Here is a 16,575-nt window from a genome sequence, read left to right on the forward strand (position 1 = left end):
AACAGTGGCCGACAAAACCGTCTCCGCCGACTCAGGCTCCACATTCAAGACTCTGCGCAATCTATGGCCGTATATGTACCCGGCCGACCGCCCGGATCTGCGCTGGCGCGTAACCTGGGCAACCCTGCTGCTGGTTGTCGCCAAGCTGGTTCTGGTGGCCGGTCCTTACTTCTTCAAATGGGCCACTGACGCCCTGACCGGCGAGGGGAAATACACGCCACCCCTGCCGGCTATCCTGCTCGCGCCGATCGCGCTGGTCATTGCCTATAATGTGCTGAGACTGGTGCAGCTTGGCTTCAACCAGCTTCGCGACGCTTTGTTCGCCCGCGTTGGCCAATATGCGGTGCGCCAGCTCGCCTATCGCACTTTCGTTCACATGCACCAGCTGTCGCTGCGCTTTCATCTGGAAAGGCGCACCGGCGGCCTCTCTCGCATCATCGAGCGCGGCACGAAGGGCATCGAGACCATCGTGCGCTTCATCATGCTCAACACGGCGCCCACCGTGCTGGAGTTCGCGCTCACCGCCGGCATTTTTGGCTTCACCTATGGCTGGAAGTATGTCGCGGTCGTCGCCGTTACGGTTGCCCTCTACGTCTGGTTCACGGTGAGGGCTTCAGACTGGCGCATCGCCATCCGCCGCGACATGAACGACAGCGACACCGACGCCAACACCAAGGCGATCGATTCCCTGCTCAATTTCGAAACCGTCAAATATTTCGGCAACGAGGCGATGGAAGCCTCCCGCTTCGATCGCTCCATGGCGCGCTACGAAAGCGCCGCCACCCGCATCTGGACGTCGCTCGGCTGGCTGAACTTCGGCCAGGGCGTCATCTATGGCCTCGGCACCACGGTCGTCATGTGCATGTCGGCCTATGAGGTGATGAACAAGACACAGACGATCGGTGACTTCGTCTTCATCAACGCCATGCTCATCCAGCTTTCGGTGCCGCTCAACTTCATCGGTTTCATCTACCGCGAAATCAGGCAGGGCCTGACCGACATCGAGCAGATGTTCGATCTGCTCGATGTTCAGCAGGAGGTTCTCGACAAGCCCGATGCCAAGCCTTTGGCGGTCGCCTCCGGTCGCGTCGAATTTCGCGACGTGCAGTTCTCCTACGACCCCAACCGCAAGATCCTGAAAGGCGTCAGTTTCGAGGTTCCGGCAGGCAAGACGGTGGCCATCGTTGGCCCGTCGGGCGCCGGCAAGTCGACGATTTCGAGGCTGCTGTTTCGCTTCTACGACGTGCAGGACGGAGCCGTGCTGATCGACGGACAGAATGTGCGCGACGTGACACAGGAAAGCCTGCGCTCGGCCATCGGCATGGTTCCGCAGGATACGGTCCTGTTCAACGACACCGTCGCCTACAACATCCGCTACGGCCGCGTCGACGCCGAAGAGGAAGAAGTCAGGCGCGCAGCCGAGCTCGCCCAGATCGGTCCCTTCATCGAGCGCCTGCCGGACGGTTACCGGACCATGGTCGGCGAGCGCGGCCTCAAGCTCTCGGGCGGCGAAAAACAGCGCGTGGCGATTGCCCGGACCATTCTGAAGGCGCCGCCGATCCTCATTCTCGATGAGGCGACCTCGGCGCTGGACAGTCACACCGAGCAGGAAATCCAGGCGGCGCTTGATCTCGTTTCGAAAGACCGCACCACGATCGTCATCGCCCACCGCCTTTCAACCGTCATCTCGGCCGATGAGATCATTGTGCTGAAGGACGGGCAGATCGCCGAACGCGGCACCCATGCCGACCTGCTTCAGCAACGCGGCCTCTATGCGTCGATGTGGGATCGTCAGCGCGAGGCGACGGAGGCGGAGGAGCGTCTGCGTCTTGCCCGCGAAAGCGACGATCTCGGCGTCGTCGTGCGTCGGCGAACGGCAGAGGTGTCCTGAACCATCGCATCCGAACAGCTGCGCTCTTGACTGGGGCAGCTGGCGGATGTTCGGTGGCGCTCGGCCGGTGAGGGGGCCTTACGGAGAAAGAGCAGCCGATGTTCTTCGCTATTCTCGCTTATCATGCCGAGGGTGTCGTGGAATCGTGGACGCCGCAGGAAGACGCCGCGCTGATGGACGATCTGCTTGCGACCCACGACAGGCTGGTCACGCAGGGTCATATGGGGCCTGCGGCCCGGCTCGGTCCCGTCGAACAGGCGCAAACTGTTCGAGGCCTTGGCGATGGCATGGTGATAGACGGCCCTTTCGCGGAAACGAAAGAACAGCTTCTTGGCCTCTATGTGGTTGATTTCCCGAGCCAGGAAGAAGCGGTCGAGGCCGCCCGGGAGCTGCGCCGCGCCAATCCCAGCGCTGTCTATGAAGTGCGGCCGATCATGCTCTATGTGCCCGGTGCATCGCTCGCCCGGCCGTAAGCTGCAGCGGGATATCCGAGTGATGCCGGATTGCCGCGTTGCGGCGGAGAAGTGTTTCCGGTAGACAAGCCGAACCCGAAACAGAGCCGCCCCAGCCCGATGAATCTTGTCGATACGGTCAAGAACGCGTTCGTGCCGATCCACCGCGAAGGTTATCCCTTCATCGCGGCTTTCGGCGCTGGAACGCTGCTGCTCGGCTATTTTTCGTCGATCCTGTTCTGGATCGGTCTCATCCTGACCGCCTGGTGCGCCTATTTTTTCCGCGATCCGGAGCGTGTCACGCCCGTTGACGACCGGCTGGTGATCAGCCCCGCCGATGGCGTGGTTTCCGCGGTCGGACCGGCTATACCGCCACGCGAGCTGGGTCTTGGCACCACCGAGATGACCCGCGTTTCAGTGTTCATGGACGTGTTTTCCTGTCATGTGAACCGCGCCCCGGTGCGCGGTCGCATCACCCGTATCGAGCACCGGCCGGGCAAGTTCCTCAATGCCGAGCTCGACAAGGCGAGCCAGGAAAACGAGCGCAACGGCGTCGTCATTGAAAGCCCGAATGGCACCGTGGCTGCCGTGCAGATTGCCGGCCTGGTGGCGCGGCGCATTGTTTGCTGGGCCGAAACCGGCGGTACGCTGGCGATCGGCGAACGCTTCGGCCTCATTCGTTTTGGCTCGCGTGTCGATGTCTTCCTGCCGGCGAATGCCGCGCCGCGGGTGGCTGTCGGCCAGACCGCCGTGGCCGGCGAGACGGTGATTGCCGAGTTCGGCGGTGCCCAGGCGGCGCCGCTGGTGCGCATCTCCTAGGGACGGCGCGATGGGCGCTCCCTTCAAGAAGTTCGAGGCGCATGGTCTTGGCGGGCCGCGCATCACCGAAATCCCGCTGCGCATGGTTCTGCCCAATCTGGTGACCGTTCTGGCGATCTGCGCCGGTCTCTCGGGCATCCGTTTCGCTTTCGAGAACCGGTTCGAGACAGCCGTGGTGATGGTGCTGCTCGCCGCCTTCCTCGATGGCATCGATGGCCGGCTGGCGCGGCTGCTCAAGGCCACTTCGAAATTCGGCGCGCAGATGGATTCGCTGGCCGACATCGTCAATTTCGGCGTGGCGCCGGCCCTGGTGCTCTATGCCTATCTCCTGGACAGGGCAGGTTCACCGGGCTGGATCGCCGCCCTCCTGTTCGCGATTGCCTGCGGCATGCGCCTGGCGCGCTTCAACGTGCTTGACGAGCAGACCGACCGGCCAGCCTGGCAGGCAGACTATTTCGTTGGCGTGCCGGCGCCTGCCGGTGCCGTGCTTGTCATGCTGCCGCTCTATCTCGCTTTCCTCGGCATGCCGCCGACGCGGCCGATCGCTTTTGCCGGCGTGGCCTTCACGGTGCTCATCGCCTTCCTGCTGGTCAGCCGCCTGCCGGTCTATTCCGGCAAGAGCGTCAAGATACCGGGCGACCGGGTGCTGCCGGTCATCCTGGCCGTCGTGCTCTACATGCTGCTTCTGGTCAGCTATCCCTGGCACACCTTGACCGCTTCGGTTCTAGCCTACCTGGTCTTCCTGCCGTTCAGCGTCAGGGCCTATTCGCGGCGTGCCAAGAAGGAAGGCGAGGCGGTTCTGCCGCCGGATGTCGACCACAAGGTCGTCGACGGCGAGAATTGATCCCAACCGCTCAGGCCGGCAGTCCCAGGCGTTCCATCGCCAGTTTGCGCGCTGACACATAATCGGTCTTGCCTGAGCCCAGAACAGGAAGCGCGTCCACCTTCACGATGTCGTTCGGCACCATGAGTTCGGCGGCGCCATGCGCCTTGCCGAACTTGCGCAGCGCATCGGCTTCGGCCTCGTCGGCCGTGGTCACCAGCACGATGCGCTCTCCCCGGCGCTTGTCGGGCACGGCCACCGCCGCATGGTTGTCCTCCGGCCAGAGCGACTGCACCAGCATCTCGACTGCGCCAAGCGATACCATTTCGCCGGCGATCTTGGCGAAGCGCTTGGCACGGCCGCGAATGGTGATGAAGCCGTCGCGGTCGACGGAAACGATATCGCCGGTGTCGTGCCAGCCTTGCAGCGGTTGCAACTCGCCGGGGCGGTCGGCGGTCATGTAACCCATCATCATGTTGGGTCCGTCGAGCCACAGCCTGCCGCCATTCTCTATGCCTTCGACCGGGTCGAGCCTCATTTTGATCGCGGGCAGCAGCCTGCCCACAGTCCCCTCGCGATTGTGAATCGCCGTATTGACCGACACGACGGGGGCCGCCTCGGTCAGGCCGAAGCCTTCGATGATCTCGGCCTGGAAACGCTCGCGATAGATGCGGCGCGTATCCGCTTTCACCGGCTCGGCCCCGGCCACGATGAAGCGAAGGCTGGAGAAGTCGCCGTCGCCGGCATGGCGCGCATAGTTGGCCAGGAAGGTGTCGGTGCCGAACATGACCGTCGGCCGCGCCTTGCGGGCGATCTCGGGGATGATCTTGTAGTGCAGCGGCGAAGGGTAGAGAAACGCCTTCACGCCGGTCAGCAGCGGCAGGATGGTACCGCCGGTCAGTCCGAATGAGTGGAACACCGGCAGGACGTTGAACAAGATATCCAGAGGCGAAATGGTGATGCGCGCCTCGGCCTGCATCGCATTGGCCAGCAAACTGCGATTGGAAAGCACCACCGCCTTGGGGGCGCCTTCCGAACCGGACGTGAACAGGATGACGGCAGGCTTGGCGGCATCCTGCGGCTGCAGCGGCCATCGCCAGAAAAGCATGGCGCTCAGCCGGTCCAGTGACGACGTATCGTCGCGCAACTCCTCAAGCCACAGGAACTGGGCGCCGCCTGCTTGCGCTGCCTCGACGATATCCGAAAGCGACGCCTTCTCGACGAATGCGCGCGAGGAAACGATGGTGCGGATCGTCGCTGTGCGTACGGCCGAAGTGATGCTTGCCGGCCCGGCCGTATAGTTGATCATGGCTGCCACGCGCCCGGCCGACAGCAGGCCGAGCAGGGAGATGGCGACGCCATTGGTGTTGGGCAGAAGCAGGCCGACGGCCTCGCCCGGTGCCGTCTTGGCTTCGACCTTTTGGCCGATGATGCGTGCGCCGGCGAAAAGGCGGCGGTAGCTCAGAGCCCCCGAAACCACATCCTCGACGATCGGATGAGAGGCCCCGAAACGGTCGGCGGCGTCCCGCATTGCCTGAAACAGGCTGCGGGTAAGGTCGGTGGCGGCGAAGCGGGCTTCGGCGACGCGATCGAACAGGGCGTTGCTGCCATTGGTCGCCGGCTCGCCGCCGCGCGCCGCCAGCTCGTCCACGGTCATCGGCGCAAGCACGCTGATGTCGAGCCTCGGGAACCAGCGCCGCGGCGCCTTGTTGGCGGGCGTGAGCGACGTAGGCAGCCAGCGTGCGCCACCGACGAAGATCGGCACAATGCGGGCGTCGGCCTGCATGGCGATGCGGGCGACCGCGCGGTATAGCCGGAACGACTTGACGTCCGGTTCCACGGCGTCGGGGAAATAGACGGCCAGCCGGCCGCGTCCCTTGAGAACGCGCACGAGCCTGCGGCTGACGAAGACATGTTCGGCATTAAACGCGATGGTGCGAGCAAGCTCCCGCCACGGTTCTAGCCAGAAGGAGTGCGCCGATGCCTCGTCCAGAATGTGAAGCGTATCCTCCGGCAGGAGCGACAGCATTAGCGCCGGGTCTATTCTCGACTGATGGACGATCACGTAGATGACTGGAGCGTCGCTGTCGCGGGCGAGCCTGATGCGGTGATCGGCGATGCGATAGGCCAGCTTGAACGGTGTGTAGAGCAGCGCCTGCGCGAGGCTGAGGCCTAGCCGGACCTTCTCGACAAGGCCGACGAGCAACCAGGCGATCGCGAGTGCTGCGAGCAGCCCCAGGGTCAGGATCATACCGCGTCACTCCCAATGCCGGTCAGGGTGTCGCGCGTCCGCTTGGACGCTCAATCTAGCGTAGTCGATCGCCGACCTTGCCGGGGCAAAACCTATCCGAAGTGATGCCAAGGTCAATGCGGAAGACGCGCACTGCCGACGACAAAGAAAAAGCCGACCAAGAGGTCGGCTCTGGAGGGGGAGCGGGCCGGGGGATTGGGGGGACTAGAGCGTGGCCCGCTAGACAATAATGCGTGTGCAACATGATGGTTCCGTGACAGCGCGACTATTTTGATGGTGACGCTACCGGCAGCGCCGCTGCCCGCCGTGCCTTGAACCAATCGCGGGCGCCGTGAGCCAGAACCGCGGCAAGCACGATCGCGCCGCCCAATATGCTGGCCGCAGGCGGCACCTCCGACAGGAACAGCCAAGCCAGCAATACCGCGGCGGGTACCTCCGCCGCGCCCAATAGTGCGGATTCCGGCGCCGGAATGAGTCGGCTGCCTTCGGTCCAGAGGATCGATGCCAATGCGAACGATGCCCCGAAGACAACGAGCAGCACGGCGTCCCAGGTGGTGATCGCCAGAGGGTCGGTGACGAACCAACCGAATATGAAGAGAAGAAAGGCCGAGACGGCACCGGCCCAGACGACCGGCGTGTCGCGAAACGCGCGGATCATGATCATGTAGAGCGCGCTGCCGATGGTCATCAGTGCCGCGAGCCCGTCGCCGAACAGATTGCCGGACCCGAACCCGGAATGAACCATGATGGCAACGCCGGTGAGCGAGACAATGGCCGCAGCCAGCGTCGGCGCTCGAAATGGCTCGCGCACGAGCAGCCATGCCAGCAAGGCGGTCACGAAGGGCGCTGTCGCGTAAATGACGGCGACATTGGCGACATAGGTGAATTTGAAGGCCGAGATGAAGGCAATGCTGGCGGCTGCACCGACCACGGCCACCAACCATCCACGCCAGCCAAGCCGCATGTTGGGCTTTTCGCCTGCCCTTCGGGGACGCCAGCGCACATAGGCTCCGATCAGCAGGAAACCGACGAAACCGCGCCAACAGGAGACGGTCAGGGCGTCGGCCGAAATCGATTTGGTCAGCACGCCGGTGAGGCCGAACACGATCGCCGATGCCGAGACCAGCAGGATGCCCAGCGTTCGTTCGTTCGAAACCCCGTTTGGTGGTGTCATCGGCTCCTCCGGCGCTGCATCACGATAGCGCCGGGCTACTGACAGCCTTCTGGCAGGAATGCGCGTTCAGGCGGCCGGTTTGCGGAAGCGCTCGCTGGCGACGATGACGAGGCCGGCGAAGACGATGATTGCCGCACCGATGAACACTTCGCTGCGCGGCACGTCGCCCCAGATCAGGAAGCCGAGCGCGAAAGCCCAGACGAGCGCCGTATATTCGAACGGAGCGATGATGGAGATGGGCGCCCGTTTCATGCCTTCGAACAGAAAATACTGACCGAGGCCGCCAAAGGCGCCAACGGCGATCAGCAGCAGGAGTTCCTGCCAACCGGGTGTCTGCCAGGTCCAGAACAGCGGCAGGCCGGCGATGACCAGGAAGAAGCCGTTGTTGAGCACGAGTTGCACCGTCGTGCGCTCCTGGGAGGCGACCTTGCTCAGAAGCACGATGGACAATCCCCATAGCGCGGCCGCTGCCAGCACCAGGATCACCGGCAGTGAAAAGCCGAGCCTGGCAGGATCGCAAGCGACGAAGACGCCGCCAAAACCGATCAGCACCGCTGCCCAGCGCAGCAAGGGAACCTTCTCGCCCAGCACGACGATCGACAAGGCGGTGACGATGATCGGCGCGGCGAAATAGATGGTGGTCAGTTCGGCGAGCTGCAGATCCTTGGCGGCCGTATAATAGCAAAGCCACGCCGCCAGGATGAGAAAGCTGCGCAAAAGCATGGATTTGAGGATCGGCGAACGCGCCGAATCCGCAAGGAGTCTCCAGCCGCCGGTGGCAACGCAGCCGGCAAGGATCGTGGCACTACGGAAGAACAGGATCTGCCAGACTGGCGCAGCCACCACCAAGAGCTTGATGGATGCATCCTGGAACGAAAACAGCAGATAGGAAAAACTGGTCAGCATGATGCCGGCCAGCACTTTCTCGCGTGTATCGGTGAGGACGACTTCTGACATGACGAGTCCGGCGACTGCTGAGGCGGCCGAACCCGAATCTCGATTGTTTCAGAGCCCACCGCAGCCGCTAGGCTACACGAGGCGCATCATCAGCGCTGCTAAGCCACAGAAGTGGTTGCGTTGGCGCAGTGTAGCAACAATGCGTCCTTACTGAGCCGGTTGCGCCGGCTGCGGCACTTGCGAGGCGCCCGGCTCGTCGTCTCCCATGTCGGCATAGGGCGAGGCGCTGGGGACGCACTGCACCGCCCAGCCCACCGGCGCCGGCTGCTTCTGATATTCGGCTATGGCCGCAGTGCACTGTTCGCGTTTGTCGAAAGTGCTTGGCAGCACCACCATGCCGCCTTGCGGGCCGGCCACCACGAGATACCAGACCAGGGCAACGGTCGATGACATGGGGAATCCTCTTTTCTGCGGATTGGAGATGACGGGTTGCGCGAGCCTAGCAAGTCTTGCCGGCAGGTGAAAGCGCACCGGTGACGCGGAGCCTCGAAGATCGGATCAACCTTTGGGGCTCGTTGCCTCCAAATGTGAACGCCTAAGTCCGTATGTTTCTTCCACAAATCGGATCGTGCCATTGCCGACGGGCCTGCGACGGTTGGTGCCGAACGGGGGCTTGCCCCCGATGACGGCCTTCTCCTCAGAACAGCCGATCTCAGGCCGGCATCTGGTACGACACCCAGCGGTTCGGCTTTGCTTGGAAGATCATGCCGGTTTCCGTCACTGAAGGACTGGCCAGCGGCACGATCCGGGCCGCGATCTCAGAAGGATGGGGCAGGGTGTCCGGGTTTTCGCCAGGTACGGCCTGAGCGCGCATGGCGGTGCGAGTAGCGCCGGGATCGACGGCGTTGACCCGCAGCGGCGAGTTCCTGGTTTCGTCGGCCCAGGAGCGAACCATCGCCTCTACTGCTGCCTTCGAGGCCGCATAGGGCGCCCAGAAGGCACGCGCCGAATGGGCGGCGCCGGACGACAGCACGATGGCGCGACCCGCATCGGAAAGCCTGAGCAGCGGATCGACCGAACGGATCAGTCGCCATGTCGACGTCACGTTGACCGTCATGACCTTCTCAAAGACCTTGGCTTCGACATGGCCGATCGGCGAAATGACGCCCAGGACGCCGGCATTGGCCACGAGTATGTCGAGCTTACCCCAGCGATCGTGGATGGCGCCACCCAGCCGGTCGATGCCGGTCATGTCGGCGAGGTCGAGCGGCACCAGCGTTGCTTCGCCTTTCCCGGTCCGGGCGCGTTCGGCCTTGATCTCGTCGTCCAACTCTTCCAACCCGCCGACGGTGCGGGCGACCGCGATGACGTGAGCGCCCGCCGCCGCCATCTGCTTGGCGATGTGGTAGCCGATGCCGCGCGATGCGCCGGTAACGACGGCGAGGCGGCCGGTGAGGTCAAGTGTCATTTCTGCCAGTACCTGCTGAGATTTGACGGGAAACTCCGAGCCTCGCGAAACACGGTTCAGCGCCGTTTGGCAAGGGGCGAGATGGACGCAGCCCATTTTTGCCTATAGCCGCCTCTACAACCTGTAATATTGTTTTGATAGCAATTCTATTTTAGGTTGCCGAAATTGATGGGGGAACCATATGAGAAAAGTAGCTTGTGTCGTTGGTGTCGTGGTCCTTGTGCAAGGATGCACATCCTATGCGGCCAATCAGGTGCTCGGAACGTCGGCAATTCCGCTCAGCGTGACGGCTGGCAAACGGCTGGAGCCTAAAAATATCTACAGGGTGAAATCGGGCGGCATGATCACTCAGGTCTGCCAGAAAGACATGGAGAACCGCAAGATAAAGGCGGTGGGTGTTGTGATGGGGGACGAGTCCGACGACACGATCACGGATCGGGTCGTTGGCGAGGCCATCACCTTAACCGTGCCGGGCGTGCCGACCATCCGCATGCCTTATCGGAAGATGCGCGTTCAGGGCTATACGGTGAGGGAGGCGAAGGCACCGTCCGGCGAAGACATCTACCAATATTACATGCAAAATGTCGGCTCGACGTGCCGCAAAATGATGTCGGAGGGTGGCCTTATCGTTGTCCAGAGCGAGGCGCGGGCCAAGAAATCGGCTCAGTTGCTGAAAGGACCGGTGGACGACCTGCCATTGGGACCGGGCACATTGGGCGGATTGGGTACCGAACAAGTCATCCGCGGTCCTTCAAACGTCACTTTTGGCATCGTGCCCGCCGAGCATTGATGACGGGCGCCCATCAAGATTTCCGACACCGCGGCGAAGGGACAGTGTTGTCCGCAACTCTCCTGTCATGGTCGCGCGCAGATCGTCTGCTCGTCTTCGCCAACGCTGCAATCGGCATCGTGCTCGGGTTGAACGACCGTGGGGTTGGATGATCACTTGAAGGCCGGTCGCGGGAATTTTCGGCGCCGCTGTCGGGAACGGCTGCGCTTCAACGTCCTTGAAGGTGAAACGAGGCTTCACAGGAGGAGACCATGGGCCGCACAATCGTAATTCTCGTCGCCAGGCTGATTTTCGCCGCTGTCTTTGCAATGGCCGTCAGCTTCAAATTTGCCGGCATGGCCAATACGGCCGCCTACATCGCAGCGGCTGGTCTTCCGTTTCCGCTGCTGTTGGCCTGGTTGGCGGCGATCTTCGAGGTCGGGCTGATTCTGGCTTTCCTCACCGGCGCCTACTTTTCCGACGCCGCCTTGCTCGCTGGAGCCTATGTGGTCTTTCTGGCCTTTGCTTTCCACGGTCCGTCGCACTGGCAAGCCAACCAGGACGAGTTCGGCTTCTTCATCGACCACTTCACCTTCCTGGCCGGGCTTTTGTTCGCCGCCGTGCATGGACCGGGTGAACGACTGGCGCTGCGAAAAGGTTTTGTCTGGAAGGACGAAGCGGCTTCCGCGAACTGACGCGGAAGCTTAAGGGCGGACCGAAACCTTATTGCCCGTTGGTCGCCAGCAGCGACAGCGTGCGCACATTGTCGGTGCCTTCATGATCGAGCAGCCGGGTCGGATACTGACCGGTGAAGCAGGCGTCGCAGAACTGTGGCTGTTCGTCGTTGCGGCCGGCTTCGCCGACGGCCCGGTAGAGGCCCTCGATGGTCAGAAAGCCGAGCGAATCGACACGGATGAATTCCGCCATCTCTTCGATCGACATGCGCGAAGCCAAAAGCTTCGATTTCTCCGGCGTGTCGACGCCGTAGAAGCAGGAGGCGCGGGTGGGCGGCGAGGCGATGCGCATATGCACTTCCTTCGCGCCGGCGTCGCGCACCATCTGCACGATCTTCTGCGAGGTGGTGCCGCGCACGATGGAATCGTCGACCAGCACCACGCGCTTGCCTTCGATCATGCGACGGTTGGCGTTGTGCTTTAGCTTGACACCCATGTGGCGAATGGAATCGCCCGGTGAAATGAAGGTGCGACCGACATAGTGGTTGCGGATGATGCCGAGTTCGAAGGGAAGGCCGGCCGCCTGGCTGAAGCCGATTGCCGCCGGCGTGCCCGAATCCGGCACCGGCACGACGAGATCGGCGTCGACGGGGCTTTCCATGGCAAGTTCGGCGCCGATGCGCTTGCGTACTTCATAGACATTGCGGCCCTCGACCGAAGAATCGGGGCGGGCGAAGTAGACATATTCGAAGATGCAGAAGCGTGACTTCTGCTGTTCGAACGGGAACATGCTTTCGATGCCCTTGGCCGTCACCACCACCATCTCGCCCGGCTTCAGGTCGCGGACAAAGCGCGCGCCGATGATGTCGAGCGCGCAGGTTTCGGAGGCCAGGATCCAGGCGCCGTCGAGATCGCCCAGCACCAGCGGGCGAATACCCAGAGGATCGCGGCAGCCGATCATCTTCTTCGACGACATCGCAACCAGCGAGAAGGCACCTTCGATCTGGCGAACGGCATCGATGAAGCGCGAATTGAGGTCGCGCTCCTTGGACGTGGCGACCAGGTGCAGGATGGTTTCGGTGTCGGAGGTCGACGAGAAGATCGAGCCTTGCTTCTGCAAGGCGCGCTGCACCGTCATGGCGTTGGTGAGGTTGCCGTTGTGCGCAACCGCGAAACCGCCGTCGGCGAGTTCGGCAAAAAAGGGCTGGATGTTGCGCACGCCGGCACCGCCGGTGGTGGCGTAGCGGGTGTGGCCGATGGCGCGGTTGCCCTTGAGGCTGTCGATGACCGCCTGCTTGGTGAAGGTGTCGCCGATCAGGCCGACATGCCGTTCGACATGGAACTGCGTACCGTCATAGGAGACGATACCGGCCGCCTCCTGGCCACGGTGCTGCAACGCGTGCAACCCGAGTGTGACGATGGCGGCCGCGTCCTGGCGGCCGAAAATACCGAAGACGCCACATTCGTCGTGGAAATGGTCGTCCGCCTCGGCGCAAAGCACGTCTGCTGCGTCTGCCATGCCGGGAGCCTCTTGTCCGCTAAAGCCGCGATATAAGGCGGTAGCGCTCCGAAAGCAACGTGCAGTCGTGACGGTTCACACCATCGTTAGTTATTCGTAGCCGGCGCATTGCCGCCGGCAGGGGCGTTGCCGCCTGCGGGAGGCTGGTCGGCGGGCGCTTCGTCGTCGGGAGCGGCGTTGTTGTCGGGAGCCGCATTTTCGTTGGCGGGCGCGCCGGTAGCGGGTGCCTCGCCAGCCGCGGGCGCCGTTCCAGTCCCGGCTTCGGGCAGCATGCCGTTCTTGTTGAGCTTCTTGAGAATCGTCTTTTCCGGATCTTCCGGCAACACGCTCTCTATATATTTGCCGATCGATTCCAGCAGCGGGCGCGACTTCGATGCGGCGATCCAGTTCGGAGCCTTGTCGCCGGCCAGCCAGTTGAAGAACATCAGGCCGACAGCCACGACCAAGATGCCGCGCGCCGCGCCGTAGAGGAAACCCAGCGTCCGGTCGAGCGCGCCGACCCGGCTGTCGATGATCCAGTCAGCGATCTTCATCGTGATGATCGACACGACGATTAGCGCGATCACGAAGACGATGCCGGCGGCAGCGCCCATCGCGATCTTTTCGTTGTCGATATAGGGTTTGAGGTAGGGGATGACCGGCTTGTAGAACAGGTAAGCCGCCACTGCCGCCGCCGCCCATGAGGCGATCGACAGAACCTCGCGCGAGAAGCCGCGAACCATCGCGAGCATCGCGGAAACGAGAGTGAAGCCGGCGAGAATTCCGTCAAGCAGCGTAATCGGCATGTCTTCGCCTACTCCATATGCCCTGTCATTCGTCTTCCGGAGTGCGACTGCGGCGGGTGCCGGCAATGCGCGCTACGAGATCGGCGAGCTCGGTAGGCTGGAAAGCACCGGCGCCTATCCCCCCGGCAATTTCCTCGCTGCCCAAGGGCAGGACTGCGCTTCCGAAGCCCAGCTTTTCCGCTTCCTTGAGACGCTGTTGCGCATGCGCAACCGGCCTCACGGCGCCTGAAAGGCTGATTTCGCCGAAATAGACGCAATCGGCGGGAAGGGCAAGACCGGTGAGCGACGACACCAGGGCGGCCGACACGGCGAGGTCGGCCGCCGGCTCGGAAATGCGGTAGCCGCCGGCAACGTTGAGATAGACGTCGTGCTGACCGAAACGTACCCCGCAATGGGCTTCCAGAACGGCAAGGATCATCGACAGCCGCGCGCTATCCCAGCCGACGACGGCGCGCCGCGGCGTGCCGAGCGACGACGGCGCGACCAGCGCCTGGATTTCCACCAGCACCGGCCTGGTGCCCTCCATTCCCGCGAAAACGGCGGCTCCGGGCGACTTTGCGTGGCGTTCGCCGAGAAAAAGCTCGGATGGATTGGCCACTTCGCGCAGCCCCTTGTCGGACATTTCGAAGACGCCGATCTCGTCGGTGGGGCCGAAGCGGTTCTTGACCGTGCGCAGGATGCGGAAGTGGTGTCCGCCTTCGCCTTCGAAATAGAGGACGGCGTCGACCATGTGCTCGACGACACGCGGTCCGGCGATCTGGCCTTCCTTGGTCACGTGGCCTACCAGCACGATCGCCGCGCCTGTGGATTTCGCGTAGCGGATCATCGCCTGGGCGGCGGCGCGCACCTGCGTGACGGTTCCGGGTGCCGAATCGGCAAGGTCCGTCCACAGCGTCTGGATAGAATCGATGATCACCAGGTCCGGCCGTTTGCCGTCGGCGATCGTGGCCAGGATGTCCTCGACATTGGTTTCGGCGGCCAGCTCGACCGGCGCTGATGCCGCGCCCAGCCTCTGGGCGCGCAACCTGATCTGCGCCACCGCCTCTTCGCCCGAAACATAAACGATGCGATGGCCTTGCCGGGCAAGCGCTGCCGCCGCCTGCGTCAGCAGGGTCGATTTGCCGATACCTGGATCCCCTCCGACCAACAACGCCGAGCCGCGCACGAAGCCGCCGCCGGTCGCGCGGTCGAGCTCGCCGATGCCCGAAGCAATGCGCGGGGCATCCTCGATGTCACCGGAAAGTGTGGTCAGCGCCACGGCACGGCCCTTGCGGGCGCTTTTCAGCGAAGCGGGCCCAGAGCCGATGCCGCCGGCGGTGCCTTCCTCGATCAGCGTGTTCCACTCGCCGCAAGCGTCGCATTTGCCTGCCCAGCGCTGATGCACCGTGCCGCAATTCTGGCAGATGAACTGGACGCGCGACTTAGCCATGAACGCGGCCGTGGTTGCGCTGCGATGCAGGGATGCAAATCAAGGCGTTACTCGAACCGCTCGGGCAGGTGATGTTCTTCGGCAAGATCGGAGAAGCGGGTGTATTGCCCCTCGAATGCGAGGTCGACCGTGCCGGTCGGGCCGTGACGCTGCTTGGCGATGATGAGTTCGGCCTTGCCCTTCACCTTCTCGAATTTGATCCGCCAGTCCTCATATTCCGGCGTGCCTTCCTCGGGCTGCTTGTTCTGCAGGTAATATTCGTCGCGATAGACAAAGAGGACGACGTCCGCGTCCTGCTCGATCGAGCCCGATTCGCGAAGGTCCGACAGCTGCGGGCGCTTGTCGTCACGGCTTTCGACCTGACGCGACAGCTGCGACAGTGCGATGATGGGAACATTGAGTTCCTTGGCCAGGGCCTTCAGGCCGGTGGTGATTTCAGTGATTTCCTGCACGCGGTTCTGCGAGGATTTGGCCGAGCCCTGCATCAGCTGGACGTAGTCGATGACGATGACGTCGAGACCGCGCTGACGCTTCAGGCGGCGCGCGCGCGCGGCAAGCTGGGCGATCGAGATACCACCGGTGGCGTCGATGAAAAGCGGGATCTTCTGCATGGTCTGCGCGCAGGCGACCAGCTTTTCGAAATCGGCCTCGGTGATTTCACCGCGGCGGATCTTCGATGACGAAATCTCGGTCTGCTCGGAAATGATACGGGTGGCCAGTTGCTCGGATGACATTTCCAGCGAGAAGAAGCCGACCACGCCGCCATTGGCGGCCTTGAACGAGCCGTCGGCCTGTTGCGCCGGCTGGTAGGCTTCGGCGATGTTGAAGGCGATGTTGGTGACCAGCGATGTCTTGCCCATGGCCGGGCGGCCGGCAAGGATGATCAGGTCGGAGGACTGCAGGCCGCCGAGCTTGCGGTCGACATCGCGCAAGCCGGTGGAGATGCCGGACAGGTGGCCGTCGCGCATATAGGCGGCGTTGGCCATGTCGACGGCGGTCTTGACCGCATCTGTGAACGCCTCGAAACCGCCATCGTAGCGGCCGGTTTCGGCCAGTTCGAACAGGCGGCGCTCGGCGTCCTCGATCTGTTCGGACGGCGACATGTCGACGGGCGCATCATAGGCGATGTTGACCATGTCCTCGCCGACGGTGATCAGCGCGCGCCGTGTGGCCAGATCGTAGATCGCGCGGCCATAGTCGGCGGCGTTGATGACCGTCACCGCCTCGGCCGCCAGCCGGGCCAGATATTGCGCCACGGTCATGTCGCCGACCTTCTCGTCGGCGGGCAGGAAGGTCTTGATGGTCACCGGGTTGGCCATCTTGCCCATACGGATCAGTTCCGCCGAGACCTCGAAGATCTTGCGATGCAGTGGCTCGTAGAAATGCGCGGACTTGAGAAAATCAGAGACGCGGTAGAAGGCGTCGTTGTTGACGAGCATGGCGCCGAGCAGCGCCTGCTCGGCCTCGATGTTGTTCGGCGCCTCGCGATAAAGCGGCGTTTCCGCCGCGCCGAATTTGAGAGCTGCTTCCGCCATGATTCCCCGATCCTGATCCCATCTGTCGGTAGCAGAACTGCAGCGGATCGATGCTGACTTATCTGCATCAGTGCCGGATCAGTCGACGA

15 protein-coding genes are annotated in these 16,575 nt (G+C 63.1%); 6 read left to right on the forward strand and 9 right to left on the reverse strand.

Annotated features, from left to right (window positions below):
- Window positions 1–4 precede the first annotated feature (4 nt).
- From AB4136_RS09440 to pssA, 4 genes are all read left to right on the forward strand, one after another.
- Entirely contained in the window at window positions 5–1,891 is a 1,887-nt protein-coding gene (locus tag AB4136_RS09440; protein ID WP_024923898.1) for an ABCB family ABC transporter ATP-binding protein/permease, read from the forward strand.
- 98 nt (window positions 1,892–1,989) lie between these two features.
- Entirely contained in the window at window positions 1,990–2,364 is a 375-nt protein-coding gene (locus AB4136_RS09445) for a YciI family protein (protein ID WP_036253915.1), read from the forward strand.
- A 51-nt stretch (window positions 2,365–2,415) separates the two neighbouring features.
- Entirely contained in the window at window positions 2,416–3,162 is a 747-nt protein-coding gene (locus tag AB4136_RS09450) for a phosphatidylserine decarboxylase (RefSeq protein WP_275040860.1), read from the forward strand.
- Window positions 3,163–3,172: 10 nt separating this feature from the next.
- Window positions 3,173–4,006, forward strand: a complete 834-nt coding sequence (gene pssA / locus AB4136_RS09455) for a CDP-diacylglycerol--serine O-phosphatidyltransferase (protein WP_024923897.1) — start codon at window positions 3,173–3,175, stop codon at window positions 4,004–4,006.
- 10 nt (window positions 4,007–4,016) lie between these two features.
- Here the strand turns inward: pssA and AB4136_RS09460 are convergent, their stop codons facing one another.
- From AB4136_RS09460 to AB4136_RS09480, 5 genes are all read right to left on the reverse strand, one after another.
- The gene (locus tag AB4136_RS09460) at window positions 4,017–6,236 is read right to left on the reverse strand and encodes an AMP-binding protein (RefSeq protein WP_024923896.1); all 2,220 of its coding nucleotides are present in this window, start codon (window positions 6,234–6,236) and stop codon (window positions 4,017–4,019) included.
- A gap of 265 nt (window positions 6,237–6,501) precedes the next feature.
- Window positions 6,502–7,410 carry a DMT family transporter gene (locus AB4136_RS09465; protein ID WP_024923895.1) on the reverse strand — a complete coding sequence of 303 codons (909 nt, stop codon included), beginning with the start codon at window positions 7,408–7,410 and terminating at the stop codon, window positions 6,502–6,504.
- A 66-nt stretch (window positions 7,411–7,476) separates the two neighbouring features.
- The gene (locus AB4136_RS09470) at window positions 7,477–8,367 is read right to left on the reverse strand and encodes a DMT family transporter (protein ID WP_024923894.1); all 891 of its coding nucleotides are present in this window, start codon (window positions 8,365–8,367) and stop codon (window positions 7,477–7,479) included.
- 147 nt (window positions 8,368–8,514) lie between these two features.
- Window positions 8,515–8,760 carry a hypothetical protein gene (locus AB4136_RS09475; RefSeq protein WP_024923893.1) on the reverse strand — a complete coding sequence of 82 codons (246 nt, stop codon included), beginning with the start codon at window positions 8,758–8,760 and terminating at the stop codon, window positions 8,515–8,517.
- 259 nt (window positions 8,761–9,019) lie between these two features.
- Window positions 9,020–9,775, reverse strand: a complete 756-nt coding sequence (locus tag AB4136_RS09480) for an SDR family NAD(P)-dependent oxidoreductase (RefSeq protein ID WP_024923892.1) — start codon at window positions 9,773–9,775, stop codon at window positions 9,020–9,022.
- Window positions 9,776–9,956: 181 nt separating this feature from the next.
- Between AB4136_RS09480 and AB4136_RS09485 the strand changes: the two genes are divergently transcribed.
- The gene (locus AB4136_RS09485) at window positions 9,957–10,565 is read left to right on the forward strand and encodes a hypothetical protein (RefSeq protein WP_036257101.1); all 609 of its coding nucleotides are present in this window, start codon (window positions 9,957–9,959) and stop codon (window positions 10,563–10,565) included.
- Window positions 10,566–10,816: 251 nt separating this feature from the next.
- Window positions 10,817–11,239, forward strand: coding sequence for a DoxX family protein (locus AB4136_RS09490; protein WP_024923890.1), 423 nt, complete (start codon window positions 10,817–10,819; stop codon window positions 11,237–11,239).
- A gap of 28 nt (window positions 11,240–11,267) precedes the next feature.
- Here the strand turns inward: AB4136_RS09490 and purF are convergent, their stop codons facing one another.
- From purF to AB4136_RS09510, 4 genes are all read right to left on the reverse strand, one after another.
- On the reverse strand, window positions 11,268–12,737 hold the full coding sequence (gene purF, locus AB4136_RS09495) for an amidophosphoribosyltransferase (protein WP_137900404.1): 1,470 nt from the start codon (window positions 12,735–12,737) through the stop codon (window positions 11,268–11,270).
- 86 nt (window positions 12,738–12,823) lie between these two features.
- On the reverse strand, window positions 12,824–13,522 hold the full coding sequence (locus AB4136_RS09500; RefSeq protein ID WP_024923888.1) for a CvpA family protein: 699 nt from the start codon (window positions 13,520–13,522) through the stop codon (window positions 12,824–12,826).
- Window positions 13,523–13,547: 25 nt separating this feature from the next.
- Window positions 13,548–14,951: a DNA repair protein RadA gene (gene radA, locus AB4136_RS09505; RefSeq protein WP_024923887.1), complete on the reverse strand. Its 1,404-nt coding sequence runs from the start codon at window positions 14,949–14,951 to the stop codon at window positions 13,548–13,550.
- Window positions 14,952–14,998: 47 nt separating this feature from the next.
- Window positions 14,999–16,486 carry a replicative DNA helicase gene (locus AB4136_RS09510; protein ID WP_024923886.1) on the reverse strand — a complete coding sequence of 496 codons (1,488 nt, stop codon included), beginning with the start codon at window positions 16,484–16,486 and terminating at the stop codon, window positions 14,999–15,001.
- Between the last annotated feature and the right edge of the window lie 89 nt (window positions 16,487–16,575).

Origin of the sequence: Mesorhizobium sp. 2RAF21 (assembly GCF_052115345.1) — a bacterium.
Taxonomy (GTDB): Bacteria; Pseudomonadota; Alphaproteobacteria; order Rhizobiales; family Rhizobiaceae; genus Mesorhizobium; species Mesorhizobium terrae.